A 17,910-nucleotide genomic window follows, 5' to 3' on the forward strand; every position below is an offset into this window, starting at 1 on the left:
TCATTAATCAACTTATGATATAATCCCGGGTCGGAGTAATCTGATCCGGGATTTTTAAATTTAGAGCAAAATTTCAAGGAAAATTATGAAAAGTATTAAAATTTCTTTTTTGGCGTGTTTTTTGGTGGCAAATGCCTTTGCAGCTTCACAAGTCTACTATATAGAAGCTCGTGGTGAGTTTGGTAAAGAACTTGCTGAAATGGCAAAAAAGCAGGCTAATGATAGAAATGAAAAAGTAAATGTCTATGTTGATGAAGATCCAAGACGTTATAAAGATAATAGAATTTTAAAATTAGGCGTTGATAGAAAGGGCAGATATAGTGTTTCTTTGGGTAAGGAGCTTTATGAAAAGCAATGTGCTAGCTGTCATGGCGAGAATGCTGATAAAAGGCCATTTGGTTCAACGCCTCTAAAAAATATAGATGCTAAGGATATTGAAGATAGCATCATCTCTTATAGAAGTGACTCAAGTTTCGGTGGAAGCGGTAAAAATGTAATGCAAAACCAAGCTAAAATTCTTTCAAATAATGACCTTGGTGCGATTCTTGCCTATCTAAAAGGCAAAGATGCATTTGCTGAACAAGACGCAAATGAAAACAAACCAGTCTCTACTCAAACAAAGCAAGGTAGTTATTTAAGATAATTTTCACTTTGATAGCTTTGTCATAATATAAATAAAAGGAAGCAGATGTTAAATCCAAAATCATTATTTTTAAGTATGGGCTCAGCTATTGTTTTGATGATAATCTTTGCCATAGCTAGCGGAGCCGCTACGATAATAGAAAGTAAAACTAGCACAGAAGCTGCATGGTACTATGTTTACGGTGCCAGCTGGTTTGCGCTCATTCAACTACTTCTTGGTATAAATTTGACCTATAATATCTTTAGATATAACTTAATCGATCCAAAAAAACTCCCTTCGCTTATATTCCATCTTGGTTTTATCGTTATCTTAATCGGTGCTGGTATAACAAGATACATTGGCTTTGAGGCTGATATGCATATAAGAGAAAAAACTCAGTCAAATATCGTTACGACAAAAATATCCTATTTAAATTTAACCGCATTAAACGATAATGGAGAAGAGATAAATGCTGCTTTGCCGTTAGGACTTTCTGATGCAAAAAAAGGTTTTGATCTAAAGCTAAAAATAGCAGATATTGAAGCTAATTTAAAATTTAAAGAATTTGTGCCAAATGCAAGTTATAAGTTTGTGGATGATAAAAATGGGCAACCAGTAGTGGAATTTGTGGTTTCAAACGAGAGTGAAAGTGAAGAAATCTTCTTGTTAGAAGAAGAGGAAGCAAGAGTTGCAGATATTAGTTTTATCTTTAATGCTAAGCCGGATGAGAGTAAAAAATATGTGCTTTTTAAATTAGTGGATGGAAATTTCACAGTTACTTCAAATACTGATCTTTCAAAATTTACAATGAGTGATAGTTCAAAAACTGAGTTAAAAGCTGGTAGTGTAAATGATTTTGGCATGGGTAGTCTTTATACTATTTCAAATATAAATTTTGCTCCAAGATTAGTTTCAGTTCATGCTTCAAGGAAGCTAGTTAGTACAAAAGATAGCGAATTTAACGCCTTGATAGCTGAATTAAATTATAAAGGCGAGAGTAAAGAGATGCATATTTTTTACAACCTAACAGAACCTTCACGCTTGGCTGTGGCTGGACAAAAATTTAACGCTTCATGGGGCGCACAGCAGGTTAAACTTCCGTTTAGCTTATACTTAAAAGACTTTGAGCTTAAAAGATATCCTGGTTCAAATTCGCCTATGAGCTATTCAAGTGAAGTTATTGTAAAAGATGATACAAACATATCGGGGCTTGACTATAAAATTTATATGAATCATGTGCTTGACTATGATGGGTATAGATTTTTCCAAAGTTCATACGATACAGATGAAAAGGGAACCATTCTCTCTATCAATAAAGATCCAGGCAAGATACCAACTTATATTGGCTACTTTCTACTTGGACTTGGCTTTGTGTTAAATGTTTTAAATCCTGGTAGTCGTTTTAGAAAGCTAGCTAAGTTAATCGATAATGAATCAACAAAAGGCGGTAAAAAGGTTGTTGCTATCATTGCCATTATGCTTTTAAGTTTAAATTTTAGCTCATTAAAGGCTGAAGACTTTTTGCCTAATATCAGCAAAGAGCACACACAAAAGCTTTCTAGACTTATTGTGCAAAGCTCAGATGGTAGAATGAAGCCATTTGATACTCTTAGCAAAGAAATTTTAAATAAAATACATAGAAGCGAGAATATAAATAGCCTAAACTCGAATCAAGCCATGCTTTCAATAATGGTAACGCCTGATTTTTGGCGAAGTGAAAAAATTATCTCACTTGGACAAAGCAAGGAGCTAAAAAAAGAGCTTGGCATAGATGAAAATGCAAAATATGCAAGTTTTAATGATTTTTTTAGAGCCACAAAAGATGGCGGAAGTGAATATAAACTCACAAAATTTGCTGAAATTGCTAATCGTAAGCATCCTGGATCACGCAATACATTTGACAAAGATGTGATAAAGATCGACGAGAGATTGAATGTTTTTTATATGATATTTATTGGTGAAATTTTTAAAATTTTTCCAAAACAAGATGATCCGTCAAACTCTTGGTATTCGCCTGCTAGTGCAATGATGTACTTTCCGCCTAAAGAGGCCGATCTAGTCATTAATATGATGAGAGAGTATTTTGCAGCAGTTGATGCAGCAACAAAAGATAATGATTGGAGTAAGGCTGATGCCGCACTTGATAAAATTTCAGCCTATCAGCAAAAGTATGGCTCTGCTGTAATGCCAAGTGAAAAAAAGATAAATATAGAAATTTTGTTTAATAAAATTCAAATTTTTGAGCGATTGACGCCGGTTTATCTTTTGGCTGGACTTGCGCTTTTATTTTTTGTTTTTGTTAAAATGCTAGCTCCAAAAGTTCAGATAAATGGTATTGTAAGAGTTGTATACATTATAAATTTACTAGCTTTTCTTGCTCATACTGTCGGACTTGGACTTCGTTGGTACATTGCTGAACATGCGCCTTGGAGTAACGCTTATGAATCGATGGTCTATATCGCTTGGGCTTTAGGATTTTCTGGTATCGTCTTTGCAAAACGTAGTCCTATCGCTCTTGCTCTTACGTCCATATTGGCTGGTGTTACATTGTTTGTTGCGCACCTTAACTGGATGGATCCACAGATCACTACACTTGTGCCAGTGCTTCAAAGCTACTGGCTAACAATACATGTCTCTGTCATTACTGCAAGTTATGGATTTTTAGGGCTTTGTGCGTTACTTGGTGGCTTTACACTATTGCTTATTATTTTGCAAAATAAGAAAAAGCCAAATCCAGAAATTTCTCGCAACATCCTCGAAGCTACCCGCATAAATGAGATGGCTATGATACTAGGACTTAGCTTGCTTACTCTTGGAAATTTCCTAGGCGGTGTTTGGGCAAACGAGAGTTGGGGCAGATATTGGGGCTGGGACAGCAAGGAGACTTGGGCATTAGTTTCGATACTTGTTTATGCCGCAGTTCTTCATATAAGATTTATTCCAAAGCTAAACAATCAATATGCGTTTGCAGTTGCTTCGTTCTTTGCTTATTGGTCGATTATTATGACTTATTTTGGTGTAAATTTTTATTTAGCTGGCATGCACTCATATGCAGCTGGCGATCCATTGCCAGTGCCTGATTTTGTCTGGATTAGTATTGTGATAATGGTGCTTATGAGTGTTTTGGCATTTACAAAGCGATCACTTTGTTCAAGGCTTTAGATGCTAATAAAAGGTCTAATAGTTTTCTTTATTGTACTGCTATTAATTGCAATTTGTGCACTAATCTATTTACTTTTAAGAAATAGGGATTATAGCACCGAAACAAAGGAGCTTGTATTAGAAAAAGAAGAGATAACGATCGAAAAGCTTGAAAAGCTTGCAGGTGATAATAGTTTAAGCAAAAACGAGCTTTTCGAACTTATTCAAATCTTTGTAGGAAATTTTAGTATACCAGCTAAAAATAACCAAGTCATGCCAAAAGAGGCAAATAACTATATAAATTTTATAATTTTAATCTGCTCTCATAAAAATTCTGATGCAAAGCTCATTAGTTTTTTAGACAAAGAAGCTAAAAAGAAAAACCCAAGCTACATTGTCGAAATAGAAGAGAGTGAAAAAATCGGCATAGAAAATCGCAAAAATCGTAGATAAATTTATTCAAAAAAGTGTAGTTAAAATATCTTAAAATCAAGCTTGGGATAAAAAATGAGTTCTTATGATATTGATTCTATGTATGTGATATTTCTTATTCTCTTTTCAATCGTATTGCCTATATTTTTGATAATTCCTGCAGGTAGATATAACATAAAGGTTTATGCGAGTAAATTTGATCTAGTCGGACTTCATCTAATTTTTCCAATCATTATATTGCCTGCTTTGGTAAGTGCTTTTATTTTTGTTTGCAGCTTTTTAAATATTTCAGATTATGCTGGTTTAAGCTTTGTATTCTATGCTTTTTTGATTCTAATGATGGCCTATATAATTTATGGTTTTTATGTTTGTATCAGATACAACTACGGCTTTTTTCATTGTATCGTAGCGCTATTCTTAAGATTTAATTATGTTACACCACTTATTTATCTAATCTTTTTGATCAGTTTAGATTTTCTATTTATAATTTAATTGCTATTAGAAAGTAAAAGTATTTTAAGAGCATTAAAGGTTTTGCAATTAGAGAAAATGCCAAAAAAGCAAGAGAAATTTTTATATTTAGCTTTTGCTTGGTTTTTAGGTCCTTTTTATCTTTAAAATTTTAGTCCAAAGCAGGCTTTTGTTTTGTCTTATCGTTTTTAAGCTTATCTTTTTTGGCTTCAAACTCAGCTATTACATTTACATCAGGAAATAAATATCCATCCTCAACCATCAGATCAACTGCTTTTTTAAACATAGGCAAGGCACTTTGAGCACCGAAGTAGTAGTAAGGTCTTTTAGGATCCCTTGCTAAAACGCCTATTGTGTAGCTATTGCCTCTTGTATCATTTACAAAGCCAAAAAATGAGCCATTGTAGGTATTGCTGTATCCACCACTACCTGAGGCAATGTGTGCAGTTCCAGTCTTGCCACCTATCTCAAGTCCTGGCGTAAAGGCTTTTAGTCCAGTACCTTTCTCAACCGTTTTTATTAAAATTCTCTTCATTATCTTTGCGGTCTCTTGTGATATAACTTGAGCTGGCTCGGACTTTGGCAAATCATATCTTTTTCCATTTCTCTCTAAGTAGGCAACCATGTGAGGAGTAACTTCAATGCCTTTATTGTTAAATGTATTATAGGCTTTTAAAAGCTGCATAAATGTAGCTTGCAAGCCGTATCCGTAGCTCACAGTCGCCTTATATGTCGATGAGTTTAGCTTTGTAACTGTTGGCATCATGCCTACTTGCTCGTAAGGTAGATCTATGCCAGTTTTTCTTGAAAAGCCAAAATTTAAAAGTCCTTGATAAATTTGTGGACCATTTAAACGTTCAACAAGTTGAATCATACCGATGTTTGAGCTATGTACGATTATATCTTCAGCACTCATAAAAGGCTCTGGATGGGTATCTTTGATTATCCTTTTGCCAAGTTGATATCGGCCATTATAGGTATTTACAAGCTCAAATGGATTTACTTTCTTCTCCTGAAGTAAGATAGAAAATATAAATGGCTTAAAAACTGAGCCAACTTCATAAGCATATTCACTAACGGTCGAATTTAGAGCGCTATAATCTTGCTTTCTTATGTTTGAAGGATCATATCTTGAGCTAGAAGCTAGGGCTAAAATTTCTCCATTTTTGCTATTCATTATGCAGATGACTAACTCTTTTGCATCTAGAAATTCACGCTTTTCATCTAAAATTTGCTCTAGTTTAGTTTGAAATTTAAGCGGTATAGAAAGCACCGCATTGTAGCCATCTACTCTTGTTGCTAAATTTGAGTCACTTGTTAAAATGATATTGTTTCCAATATCACGAGGCCCTAAAATTTTTGCATTTTGTATCGGAGCTAAATAATCTTCATAATATCTCTCAAGACCTTTTACGCCTTTACTTTTTGTAAGTGCGTCACTTTCAGTTTTGCTCACGTAGCCAATAGCTGGTGTGAGGGCGTCTTTTGACATAAATTTACGATTTTGGCCGCTCTCCATTACTCTCATGCCCTGAAATGAAGCAAGTCCTGTTTTTGGATCAAGGTATGAAACCAAAATGCTCTTGCGATTTAGCTTTCTTGAGAGCTCTTGAAGGTAGGTAGCACCCTTTGCATCAATGCTATATGAGAGCGTAACGATACCTTTTGTGCCATTTATAATCTTTCTTACTTTGTTTGGATCGTCGCCGCTGTAAAGCGAATATAGCTTGATAAACATCTCTTTTTTATTAGGATCAATATTTCTAGCGTCAAGCATTACTTTGTAGAGTTTTTGACTTGAAGAGATGCTAAAGCCATCTTTTGTGATTATATTACCACGAATTGCTGTGTTTATATCGCTTGTTTGAAGCCTAGGAAGCTTTCGCTCTATACTTGCTCTATAAAATATGACAAGCACAAATATTGAAATTCCAAAAGTAATTAATAAAAAAAGTATGGTTATTTTTGATTTTCTGGAATTCATTAATGACTTAAATTTGTGTTCTAGAAATTTCTTTATAAGCACTTAGTGCTTTGTTGCGAATTTCTAGCATAAGCTTCATGCTAGTCTCTGCTTTGCCTATCGCAATAGCAGCTTGGTGAAGATCTTTTACCTCGCCAGTTGCAAGATCGGCTATGGCTTTATCAGCGTTGATTTGGACTTTATTTAGCTCTTTTAAAGAGTCATTTAGGGCATTTTCAAAGCCGCCTTCTTCGCCTGCTTTTGCTATTTTATTTGAATTTTCATTTTTATTTATTTTGTCTAAATTTATACTATTTATCATTATGCTTGTCCTGAAATAAGTGATATCGCACTTTGTGCTATTGTTTTTGCATTTTGAAAGGCTGCCACGTTTGCTTGATATGCCCTTGTTGCTTCAAGTAGGTCAGACATCTCAATGACTGGGTTTATATTTGGAAATGCGACGTAGCCATTTGCATTTGCGTCTGGATGGCTCGGGTCATATTTTAGCTGAAAGTCCTTATCGTCGCGCACCACTTTATCTACGATCACACTAGTTAGGGCAGGGTGAGCGTTTCTTGGTGAGCTTGGATCGTCAAGCGGATTTTCATACTCGAGTAGACTTTGTGAGCTTTTAAGCTGATCGTTTAAAATTTTATCAAAATTCATCTCTTTAAAGATCACCTCTTGTCTTCTATAAGGCCCACCTTCAGCCGTTCTTGTAGTTTGAGCATTTGCTATGTTTGAGCTGATGACGTTCATCCTGAAGCGTTGCGCGCTTAGTCCGTATCCACTAATATCAAAATCGTTTAAGTATGACATCATCTCTCCTAGTTCTTAGCACTTGCGTCTATTACGCTTTTAAAGATATTACCCTGAGCCTTGTAGGCGCTATCAAGGGCGTTTATCATAACTGTATTTTTACCCATTTCTGTTGTCTCAACATCAAGATCAACCGTGTTTGCGTCATTTCTAGCCATGTGACCGTCACGCAAGAAAATTTGAGCTGTATCGCTTTTTGGGAAATCAACCGCAGCCATGTGCGCTTCGTTTGTTTTAGCTAAATTTAGTTTTTTGCTTTCTGAAACGTTATAAATTTCATTTGCTTTTTCTTTTAAAACATCTTCAAATCTTATATCTCTAGCTTTATAAAATGGTGTATCAACATTTGCAAGATTGCCAGAGATTAGTTTTTGGCGTAGTTCTCTGCCTGCAAGAGCTGATTCAACAAGAGGGCTAGATTTTGATTTATCTAAAACAAACATTTAAAATCCTTATGAAATTTCACATTTTTATAAGCAAACGATGTTCCAAATATAGAGCAAATTTATTTTGTCTCATAAATTTTTGACAGATCTTCTTTCATTTTTGTGACTTTTATACCACCAAGATAGTATTTTACCCCGTATTGTCCGCTATCTACGTCTGTTAAAATTTGATATTCGCCATTTTTTATCACGACCTTGAAAGGTAGTGCGATCTCGTGTTTATATTCGATGTCTCTTACGATCTGCTCGGCAAGTCTATCATTTATCTTTTGATCGTTTGTTATGAAATAATAGGCATTAAATTTTTGCATAAATTCGTGTAAAACATACTCATTTGTGACATTTTCAAAATGAGTTAGTCCAATTAGTATAAATTTATCTTTGTTTTCAAGCTGGTATTTTGTAAGCTCAGCTGCCTCTTTTTGACAAGGCGGGCAAAATGTACCAAAAATATCGATCATTAAAACCTTATTTTCATCATTTTTGATAGCAAAGCCGCGGTCTTTTCGAACTAAAGTAAGCTCCTTGCCGCTCACATCTACAAGTTTAACTTCTTCATTTGGGCTAAATTCTTTAAAATTTGCACTGCTGCTTTCATCATCGCTACAACCAAAAAAAGCAAATAAAGTGATTATTAAAACGAGTAAATTTTTCATCTTATCCCTTAAACATATCTTTTTATGGCAGCTCTTGCCTCTTTGTCTGCCTCACGTCTTTTTAAAGTCTCGCGCTTGTCGTGTAAATTTTTACCTTTTGCAAGGGCTAGTCTTGCTTTTACGATGTTTTTATCGCTTAGATAAAGCGCCAAAACGACTAGAGCAAGCCCATCTTGTGAGACTTGACCAAAAATTTTATCGATCTGTTTTCTGTGCATCAAAAGTTTTCTGGCTGCTCGCTCATTTGGACGAAATGTGCTATGTGCAGTCTCGAGATAGCTGATATGGGCGTTTAGTAAAAAAAGCTCACCTTTTATGACGCGCACAAAGCTATCTTTTAAATTTGCTCTACCAGCCCTTAGAGCTTTGACTTCGCTGCCTTTTAAAACGATGCCAGCCTCAAAGGTTTCAAGTATGCTAAAGTCATGCAAAGCTTTTTTGTTTTTTGCTAGATCTTTTATCAAAATTTTACCTTTTATTTTACGCTAAATACGCTACTGCCGCTACCACTTAGAAATTTATCTTTAAACTCGTTCATCTGTGGATAGAGCTTAAAGCATGGGGCAAAAAGATCGTTTAGCTCCCTATTTTTATAAATTTCAAGTAGCTCTTTGCTTTTTAAATTTTGCATCTTTTTTGCAGCATTAACGTCTATGTATTGTAAGAAATTGCTTCTAAAATCTTGATAAACCGCCGGTGTGGAGCAAAAAACATTTGGTGTGAAGATATTTAAATCTGGCACTTCATCATCAAATTCTTCTATGATCTCACCTATACCTCTTACATTTGCTGCCTTGTAGCCACTTACGAAAAAAGCTACATCTGCACCGATTTTAGACGCTATTTGCATCAAATTTTCATGTTTTATATTTAAATTTAGCTCGTCATTTACCATTAGCAAAAAGGTGGCGGCGTTTGAACTACCTCCGCCAAGACCCGCACCAATTGGGATATTTTTGTTAATGATGATTTTATGGGAGCTAAAAAACTCGTCAAGCTCGTTTGAAAAGCCAGCTCTTTTTAGCTCATCTACCGCTTTTTGGATGATGTTATCTTTTATATCGCGGTTGTTGCATTCTATAGCAAACGAATCTGATTTCTTAAAATAAATTTCATCAAAAAGCTGCTCACAGAGGATAAAGCGCGATAAAATTTCGTGGTAGCTGCCTCTAGTGCCAACTATCTTTAAAAATATATTTATCTTTGCAAAGCTTTTCATTTCTCGATTTTTTTGGCTAGCTCGTGGATATCGGCTTCACTTGCAGTTTTTGTGGCATGGATATTTTCATTTTTGATATCATTTGCTAATTCGCTTCTTAGTATCATTGTATTTCGTGGCGCTTCGATACCGAGTTTAACGGTATTTTTTGAAATATTTACTATGACAACTTTTATGTCATTTCCTATTAAAATTTCTTCATTTTCTTTTCTTGCTAGGATTAACATTTTTCAACCTTATTTAGAGTGTAATTTATAGTATCATCCGTGATTTGGATTACGCTCATAAATTTATCATAATTTAGCAAATAAATTCCTTGCTTTTGTGTTTCAAAATCGTTAATTTTTAATTTCTTACCATCAAGAATATCGTTTATATCCCCAAGATATGTATTTTTCTGAATGTTTAAAAAATCACAAATATTCAAAAATTTTTCATTTTCGTAGCAAAATTTGCCTTCACTTGTCCTTTTTAATGAGCTTAAAGTTACATTATAACCAAGCTTTTTCCCAAAAATTTCTGCATACGAACGGATATAACTTCCTTCGCTTACGCTTAGACGGATAGTTAAAAATGGGTGCGAATAGTTTAAAATTTGGCTATCAAAAATTTCCATCGTTTCTGTCTTTAGCTCAAATTCTTCGCCGTTTCTAGCTAGCTTGTAGGCTCTTGTACCATTTACATGCTTGGCGCTAAATTTTGGCGGGATGTAGCTTATCTTGCCAGTCAGCTCACTTCTTATGGCTTCTAGTTTTTCTAAATTTATCTCTTTTACATTTGAAATTTCAGTGATATTTTCATTGTCCATGCTGGGACTGCTAGCCCCAAGCCAGATCGTTGCTTTATAGACTTTTGGGCTTTTGTCTAAAAATCTAAAAAATTTCGTATACGAGCCAAAAGCGACTATTAGGCAGCCACTAGCAAATGGATCAAGTGTACCTGAAAATCCAGCTTTTTTAACGCCGTATTTTCTCTTTAATCGCCCTAAAAAGTGGTTTGAGCTCATGCCAGCTGGCTTATTTGCCACGAAGATGGCGTTCATACGGCCTTTTCCACGAAGCTTGACATGATCTCTCTTACGTTGCCACCAAAATTTATAGTGAGCTTAAACTCTTTTTTGATCTTACTAACCGCACTCACCCTACCGATACCAAAAATTTTATGCTTAACCAAGTCGCCTTTTTTAAATTCATTACTCTTTTCGATGACTAGCGAGCCATGCGTGATACCGCTCTCACTTAAAAATCTACTCTTATTTAGCCTCGTGCGCTGACCCTTGTAAAAGCGCGAATTTGCAAAGCTTAGACTAAGTGTCTTTTTAGCTCTTGTGATCGCCACGTATGCAAGTCTGCGTTCTTCTTCGATGTCGCTGCCATCGCCGATGAGTGGAAAAAATCCCTCTTCAAGACCGATAACAAAAAGGTGCTCAAATTCAAGCCCCTTGCTCGCATGCACGCTCATAATGCTAATAGCCTCGTCACTGATGCCGTCTTGCTCGCTTGTTAGCGTGATCTCGTTTAGAAATTCCTCTAGATCAAAGCTTGGATTTTGCTTGATCTGATCTTTTAAAACAGCGTAAAACTCGTCGATGTTCGCCGCTCTTTCAGCACCATCTGGCAAGCTCTCGTAGTATTTTTTCACACCAAATTTAGCTTCAAATTTATCTATTAGGTCAAAAACCGAGCTGCTTTCTTGAAGCTCTTTTAGGCTGTTCGCAAACTCAACAAGTGCCGATTTCACCTTTTTACTAAAGGCTTCATCGTTATCAGAGATGTTTGAGATCGCCTCGTAAATGGAAATTTTGCCCTCAAATGCCATTTTTTCAAGCTTATCAAGGCTTACTTTACCAAGGCCGCGCTTTGGACGGTTTATGATGCGCCTTATTGAAAAATCATCGTTTGGATTATTTATCAGCCTTAGGTAGCTTATGATATCTTTGATCTCGGCTCTTTCGTAAAATTTTACACCACCGACCATTTTATAGGCGATCTGCTCTTTGTTTAGTCCATCTTCAAGTGAGCGAGAGAGCGCGTTTATGCGGTATAAGATCGCGATATCTTTTGCTTGCACGCCTTTGCTTAAAAGCTCTTTTATACATTTTGCGATCTTACCAGCCTCAACGCTCTCATCAAAGCTCTCTATCAAATTTACAGCCTCGCCTTCGCCTTTTGTGCCCACAAGCTTCTTGCCAAGTCGGTTGCGGTTATGATCTATTAACTCGTTTGCAGCTTTTAGTATCGCCTCGCTCGAGCGGTAGTTTTTCTCAAGCCTGATAATCTTTACATCTTTAAATTGATCTTTGAAATTTAAGATATTATCTATTTTCGCGCCGCGCCAGCCGTAGATACTTTGATCATCATCGCCCACCACGCAGATGTTTTCGTGGCATAGACAGAGCTTTTTTAGCAGTTTATATTGAAGGTCGTTTGTGTCTTGATACTCATCGACCATTATGTATTTGTATCGGTTTGAAATTTCTCTCGCAAGATCTTCGTTCTCGTCTAAAATTTTATATGTAAGACCCAATAAATCGTCAAAATCAACAAGATTATTTGTTTTTAAATAGTCTTCATATTTTTCATAAATTTGAGCAGCTTGTTTGTAAAAATTATCTTTGCTTTTATCGAAAGACGAGAAATTTGCATTTTTATAGACCTCTTCGACGCTTAAAAGTGAGTTTTTATAATTTGAAATTTCACTTGACAAAATCGCCGTGGCAACTGGACTTTCAAAGCTTTTGATGATGCGTTTTTTATCATCTGTGTCGATTATTACGAAATTATTTTTTCTGCCAAGCTTTTCAATATATAGCTTTAAAAACAAAAGTCCAAATTTGTGAAATGTACAAAGTAGTGGCGAGTAATTTTTGCCACTTTGGCTTAGCATCGCCATGGCTCTACTGCGCATCTCGTTGGCGGCTTTGTTTGTAAAAGTAAGAGTTAGTGTATTTGCCGCGTCTATACCGACCTCGCCGATGAGGTAAGCAAGCCTAGTTGTGATCGTCTTTGTCTTGCCGCTACCAGCTCCTGCAAGTATGAGCATCGGACCATCTATATGAGTAGCTGCTTCACGCTGGGCTTCGTTTAAATTTGATAGTAATTTTTCCATTTTTTGCTTTTTAAATTTTCTTTTGATTTTAACCAAAAATGCTTAAAATTACTATTTTTTCTTAAATATATCTTTATTTTTAGGATTTTGTAAAAAGACTGAAACCGATTTTTTTGTGTGGTCTGCTTGCTTCTCTTTTGGCTTATGAATAGAAAAATTTACAAGGATCGGGCTATTTTCAACCAAAATTTGAACCACTGCACCGAGCGGAAAGGAGACCACAGAGGCAAAATTTTCACTACCAAAGCCGGCCTCAAAGCTAAGCTCATCTTGCGTTAGTTTCGCACTCTCAAGCGTATAGCCACCAAGTGAAAACATAATGACTGGCATATTAAAGCTTCTACTTATCTCATCTGGCAAGCTTGGCTCAAAGCTAACTAGTGGTAAATTTGCCATAACTGAGAAATTTAGCCCCTTTTCAAGCAAAAAATCAATGCACTCATAGACGTGCATCTTCATCAAAAGCGCAAATTTCTCATCGTCTAAAATTTCGTCTAACATCTTAATCCTTTGAAATTTCTAAAAACTCATCTACTAGTTTTTTGACCTCGTTTATGCCTATCTGCCAGAAATTTTTATCATCTATATCAAAGCCAAATTTACCCACAAGCTCCCTTGGGCTAAGACTCCCGCCAAGGTTCAAAAACTCGGTGTAAATTTCGACAAAATTTTTACATTTACCGCTTTTATAAAGCCCAAAAAGTGCAAGTACAAGAAGCTGCGCGTAAGAGTAAGCGTAGCAGTAAAATGGCGTGTGGATGAAGTGCGGGATGTAGCTCCACCAAATTTTGTAGTAGTCATTTAGCGTGACACTTTTGCCAAACATCTTTTTGCTCTCTCTTAGCCAAATTTTATTTAGCTCATCTAGGCTGATCTCGCCTTCGTGTGCGTGCACAGCCCTTTCAAAGGTGGTGAAATTTATCTGGCGGTAAAGCGTGGCAAATATATCCTCGATCTTGCCAGCGAGCAGTGAAATTTTCTCTTTTTTGCTAAGGCCGTCTTTTACGTGGTCAAAAACTAGCATCTCACAAAAGACTGAAGCCGTCTCAGCCGTGGTTAGCGGAGTGTCTGAGTTTAGGTAGCTTACATTATAAGAGAGCTTTTGATGCACGGCGTGGCCAAGCTCGTGAGCTAGCGTGAAAAGGTCTCTTCGCTGGTTTGTGTGATTTAGCAAAATATAAGGGTGCGTGTCGCTTGATCCAGAGTGAGAAAACGCGCCACCTCGCTTGTTCGGAGCTGGATAAACGTCGATCCAGCCGTCACTAAAGGCGCTTTTGGCTATATCGCCAAATTTAGGTGAAAATGTCCCAAACGCCTTTAAAACTATCTTTTTGCACTCATCAAATTTATACTCGCCCTCACTGCTAAGAGGCGCGTATCTATCGTAATCATAAAGCTTTTTAAGACCTAAAATTTCTCTTTTTCGCTCGTAAAATTTAGAGACTAGGTCAAAATTTTTCTCAGTTACAGCAATTAGCGAATCAACGCTTTTTTTACTGATTTGATTTTCAAGGTGTCTTGGCTCTTCAGGGAGCTTGAAATTTCGTAGCTCGCAGCTTATTTTTAGATCAGTTTTTATCATATTGTATATGTAGCCAAGAAGGTGCTGGTGCTTGCTAAGTTCGTTTGAAAGGCTCTTAGCGGCTAGTTTTCGCACGCTTTGATCGTTGTCATGAAGCTTGGCTAAAATTTCCTCTTCATTTAAAAGCTCACCTTTAAATTTAAACCTCATCTTGCTCATGCTCTCATCAAAAAGCCTCGAAAAGCCCTCAGCCCCAGTGCTTGCAGTGCGAAGCAAGACTCTTTCTTCGGCAACGCTTAGTTGGTGTGGTTTTGCTTTAGCGAGATTGCTTAGATAGTAGCCATATTTTTTAGAGCTTTTGATAATTTCTTCTTGTTTTTTAGGGCTAAACTCATTAAATTTGATCTCAAAAAATATCAAATTTTCATTTGCTTTTGTTGCTATCTCATCGATCTTTGCGTAAAATGCACCCTTGCTTGTATCTTTGGCAAAATTTAAAAAAGCATAAGTCATTACTTTTGAAATTTTAGCTATTAAATTTTCATATTCGCTAAATGCCTTTAAAAACTCGTCTGTTTTTAAATTTTCATAACTTTCAAGGTATTTATCTTTAAATTTCTCGCACTCTTTTTGTAAATTTAGTGCGTTTTGCTCGCACTCTTTTTCGTTTGCAAAAAGTGCTTTTAGATCCCAAATTTGCATATTTATCCTTTAAATTTTTGGGACATTTTACAAAAAAATGGATAAAAGTAAAATTTCAGCCAAAATTTAGCTGAAATTTTATGAAGATTAGTTTGAAGTCTCTGAAGCTACTGCTGTAAAAAGTACATCAGATGAGCTATTTAACGCAGTTTCAACTGAGTCTTGGATGACACCAATGGTAAAGCCAACTGTTACAAACTGCATAGCGATGTCATTGCTGATACCAAAAAGACCGCACGCTAATGGCACTAAAAGAAGTGAGCCTCCAGCCACGCCTGAAGCGCCACAAGCACCAAGAGCTGAGATAAAGCAAAGAAGTAGTGCATCGCCAAATGTAACTGTGATAGATGGGATAGAATTTACCGCAGTAAGCGCTAGGATACTAATAGTAACTGCCGCTCCGCCCATGTTTATAGTAGCACCAAGTGGGATAGAGATCGAGTAAAGCTCCTCTTTTAGACCAAGCTTTTTGCAAAGTGCCATATTTACAGGGATGTTTGCAGCTGAGCTCCTTGTAAAAAATGCTGAGATAGCGCTCTCTTTTAGGCAGATCATCACAAGTGGATAAGGATTTTTTCTAGTTAATACAAAAACCATGGCTGGATAGATGATAAATGCGACAACAAGCATTGCTCCAACAAGAACTAAAATTAGTTTTAGATATCCTGCAAGTACTTCAAACCCAGTTTCATGAATGCTGATAGTAACCATACCAAAGATGCCAAATGGAGCTAGTCTAATGATAAATTTAACAATATGAGTTACACCATCGCTTATGTCTTTAAATACTTTTTTGGTCTCAGCTGTGGAATTTCTAAGTGCTATACCACTGCCTACTGCCCAGGTAATGATGCCTATATAGTTGCCATTTGCAAGGGCGTTTATTGGATTTTCGACCATTTTATAAATGAGATCTTTTAAAACATTGGTAATTCCTTGAGGCGCTGACATATCAGCACTTGCAAGACCTTTTAAAGAAAGCTCCACTGGGAATAAGAAACTAGCAACAACTGCAATAACGGCTGCTAAAAATGTACCAATTAGATAGAGTGTAATGATCTTTTGCATACCTTTTGTATGACCAAAATCTCTTAAAATGATGGATGTCGCTACTAAAACAAAGACAAGAATTGGTGCGATAGCTTTTAAAGCACCTTTGAATAAATCGCCTAAAACTGAAGCTGAAGCAGCGATAGAATAGGCTGAGCTAGCTTTTTCTTTGGCTTCATTTAGCTGCTTGGCTTCATACTGACTAAGGCGAGTTTTTATAACTTCATCTACGCTCAAACCACTCTCGTTTTGAATAGTTTGAATTTTAGCCGAGATATTGTTGTAAGGAGCTGCTTCGTAGTGTGTGTAAAAGCCAACTAGGGCACCTAGAATGATACCAACTAAAATTTGAACTATCAAATTTCCATCGGCGTATCTTCTTGCTATGTTTCTTAACATATTCATTTGACACCTTAATAAATTAGTTTTTTGTTGATTCTAGCTAAATGATTTTTAAATATAAAGAAATTTAAAAAGATTAATTCGCTTTTTATATGGATTTGTTACAATTACACAAAATTTTAGTTAATAAAAGGATAAAAATGTATCTATTTACCTCTGAAGTTGTAAGTCCGGGTCATCCAGATAAATGTGCTGATATAATCGCTGATAGCATAGTGGATACTATTTTAACACAAGATCCAAATGGTCGTGTCGCAAGCGAAGTTTTTGTGGCTGGAAAAAACATAGTAATAGGCGGAGAGATAAACTCAAAGGTAAAACTCTCATATAAAGACTACGAAAAGATCGTAAAGGACGCTCTTGCGCATATCGGATATGATGGAAAGAGTAATTTTACAAAAGAGCAGTGCTTGCACCCAGATGATATCGAGGTCAAAGTCTGCCTAAATCAACAAAGTCCAGATATAAATCAAGGCGTTGATCAAAGTAGTGGTGAGATCGGAGCAGGCGATCAAGGCATCATGTTTGGTTTTGCAAGCTGCGAAGCGAAAGAGTTTATGCCAGCAGCCATAACTTACGCAAGAATGCTTTGCGAAAAAGTATATAAATTTGCCAAAGCAAACCCTGATAAGCTTGGCGTTGATATAAAAACGCAAGTTACGATTGATTACGGTAGCAAAGACAACTTTGAAAACTGCAAACCTCAAAGCATCCATACTATCGTCGTCTCTGCCCCTTGCGTGGAGAGCATTAAGATAGAAGAGCTTCGCGCACTAATTCAAAATTTAATAGATGAAACTGGACTTCCAAAAGAGCTATATAATAAAGAAAAAACGATCATCTATATAAACCCAACAGGCAGATATGTAAATCACAGCTCACTTCACGATAGCGGCCTAACAGGTAGAAAGCTTATAGTTGATAGCTTTGGCGGATATAGCCCGATAGGCGGCGGTGCTCAGTCAAGCAAGGACTACACAAAGGTTGATCGCAGCGGACTTTATGCAGCTCGCTGGATAGCTAAAAATATCGTCGCAGCTGGCCTTGCTAAAAAATGTATCGTCCAAATAAGCTACGCGATCGGTGTTGCAAAGCCAACTTCAGTTAGCGTTGATACCATGGGAACTCACGCAATCGGCGTAAATGACGATATGCTTTCAAATTTTGTAAGCGAGCATTTCGCTCTAACGCCTCGCTGGATAACAAATAAATTTGGACTTGATAAACCAAGCAAAGATACGTTTTTATACGCAAAAGTAGCTGCAAAAGGTCAAGTGGGAAATGCAAAATACCCTTGGGAAAAACTTGATGCAGTCGATACTTTCAAGGCTTTACTGAAAAAATAATTATATCA

17 protein-coding genes are annotated in these 17,910 nt (G+C 36.4%); 4 read left to right on the forward strand and 13 right to left on the reverse strand.

What is annotated here, in order from left to right:
• Window positions 1-85 precede the first annotated feature (85 nt).
• The 3 genes from G5B98_RS03365 to G5B98_RS03375 are packed head-to-tail and all read left to right on the forward strand — an operon-like array spanning window position 86 to window position 4,216.
• Window positions 86-643 carry a c-type cytochrome gene (locus G5B98_RS03365; RefSeq protein ID WP_084040670.1) on the forward strand — a complete coding sequence of 186 codons (558 nt, stop codon included), beginning with the start codon at window positions 86-88 and terminating at the stop codon, window positions 641-643.
• Window positions 644-688: 45 nt separating this feature from the next.
• Entirely contained in the window at window positions 689-3,784 is a 3,096-nt protein-coding gene (gene ccsA / locus G5B98_RS03370) for a cytochrome c biogenesis protein CcsA (RefSeq protein ID WP_196087173.1), read from the forward strand.
• Complete coding sequence (locus G5B98_RS03375; RefSeq protein WP_087576848.1) at window positions 3,785-4,216, forward strand: fatty-acid--CoA ligase; 432 nt, start codon at window positions 3,785-3,787, stop codon at window positions 4,214-4,216.
• 601 nt (window positions 4,217-4,817) lie between these two features.
• Here the strand turns inward: G5B98_RS03375 and G5B98_RS03380 are convergent.
• The 13 genes from G5B98_RS03380 to sstT all read right to left on the reverse strand — a co-directional run bounded on the left by G5B98_RS03380 (window position 4,818) and on the right by sstT (window position 16,559).
• Window positions 4,818-6,650 carry a peptidoglycan D,D-transpeptidase FtsI family protein gene (locus tag G5B98_RS03380; RefSeq protein ID WP_196087174.1) on the reverse strand — a complete coding sequence of 611 codons (1,833 nt, stop codon included), beginning with the start codon at window positions 6,648-6,650 and terminating at the stop codon, window positions 4,818-4,820.
• 7 nt (window positions 6,651-6,657) lie between these two features.
• A complete protein-coding gene (gene fliE / locus G5B98_RS03385; protein ID WP_021090507.1) occupies window positions 6,658-6,951 on the reverse strand; it encodes a flagellar hook-basal body complex protein FliE in 294 nt (97 codons plus the stop codon).
• A complete protein-coding gene (gene flgC / locus G5B98_RS03390; protein WP_054196420.1) occupies window positions 6,951-7,451 on the reverse strand; it encodes a flagellar basal body rod protein FlgC in 501 nt (166 codons plus the stop codon). The genes fliE and flgC overlap by 1 nt, the downstream gene beginning before the upstream one ends.
• A gap of 8 nt (window positions 7,452-7,459) precedes the next feature.
• Window positions 7,460-7,894 (reverse strand): flagellar basal body rod protein FlgB, encoded by a 435-nt coding sequence (gene flgB, locus G5B98_RS03395; protein WP_196087175.1) that lies wholly within the window; start codon window positions 7,892-7,894, stop codon window positions 7,460-7,462.
• A 62-nt stretch (window positions 7,895-7,956) separates the two neighbouring features.
• Entirely contained in the window at window positions 7,957-8,553 is a 597-nt protein-coding gene (locus G5B98_RS03400; RefSeq protein ID WP_196087176.1) for a TlpA family protein disulfide reductase, read from the reverse strand.
• 8 nt (window positions 8,554-8,561) lie between these two features.
• A complete protein-coding gene (smpB, locus tag G5B98_RS03405) occupies window positions 8,562-9,014 on the reverse strand; it encodes an SsrA-binding protein SmpB (RefSeq protein ID WP_196087342.1) in 453 nt (150 codons plus the stop codon).
• A 14-nt stretch (window positions 9,015-9,028) separates the two neighbouring features.
• Window positions 9,029-9,772: a 4-(cytidine 5'-diphospho)-2-C-methyl-D-erythritol kinase gene (locus G5B98_RS03410; protein ID WP_196087177.1), complete on the reverse strand. Its 744-nt coding sequence runs from the start codon at window positions 9,770-9,772 to the stop codon at window positions 9,029-9,031.
• Window positions 9,769-9,999: a carbon storage regulator CsrA gene (gene csrA, locus G5B98_RS03415; RefSeq protein ID WP_021090864.1), complete on the reverse strand. Its 231-nt coding sequence runs from the start codon at window positions 9,997-9,999 to the stop codon at window positions 9,769-9,771. The genes G5B98_RS03410 and csrA overlap by 4 nt, the downstream gene beginning before the upstream one ends.
• Window positions 9,993-10,814, reverse strand: a complete 822-nt coding sequence (gene truB / locus G5B98_RS03420) for a tRNA pseudouridine(55) synthase TruB (protein WP_107770525.1) — start codon at window positions 10,812-10,814, stop codon at window positions 9,993-9,995. Before truB ends, csrA begins: the two co-directional genes overlap by 7 nt.
• Window positions 10,811-12,880 (reverse strand): ATP-dependent helicase, encoded by a 2,070-nt coding sequence (locus tag G5B98_RS03425; protein ID WP_196087178.1) that lies wholly within the window; start codon window positions 12,878-12,880, stop codon window positions 10,811-10,813. The genes truB and G5B98_RS03425 overlap by 4 nt, the downstream gene beginning before the upstream one ends.
• A gap of 51 nt (window positions 12,881-12,931) precedes the next feature.
• Window positions 12,932-13,381, reverse strand: a complete 450-nt coding sequence (locus G5B98_RS03430) for a hypothetical protein (RefSeq protein WP_103582608.1) — start codon at window positions 13,379-13,381, stop codon at window positions 12,932-12,934.
• A 1-nt stretch (window position 13,382) separates the two neighbouring features.
• Entirely contained in the window at window positions 13,383-15,104 is a 1,722-nt protein-coding gene (locus G5B98_RS03435; protein ID WP_103582609.1) for a M3 family oligoendopeptidase, read from the reverse strand.
• Between the two features lie 87 nt (window positions 15,105-15,191).
• Window positions 15,192-16,559 (reverse strand): serine/threonine transporter SstT, encoded by a 1,368-nt coding sequence (sstT, locus tag G5B98_RS03440; RefSeq protein WP_430746730.1) that lies wholly within the window; start codon window positions 16,557-16,559, stop codon window positions 15,192-15,194.
• Window positions 16,560-16,696: 137 nt separating this feature from the next.
• Between sstT and metK the strand changes: the two genes are divergently transcribed.
• A complete protein-coding gene (metK, locus tag G5B98_RS03445) occupies window positions 16,697-17,902 on the forward strand; it encodes a methionine adenosyltransferase (RefSeq protein ID WP_196087179.1) in 1,206 nt (401 codons plus the stop codon).
• The last annotated feature ends 8 nt before the right edge of the window (window positions 17,903-17,910 follow it).

It is taken from the genome of Campylobacter concisus (assembly GCF_015679985.1).
Taxonomy (GTDB): Bacteria; Campylobacterota; Campylobacteria; order Campylobacterales; family Campylobacteraceae; genus Campylobacter_A; species Campylobacter_A concisus_AC.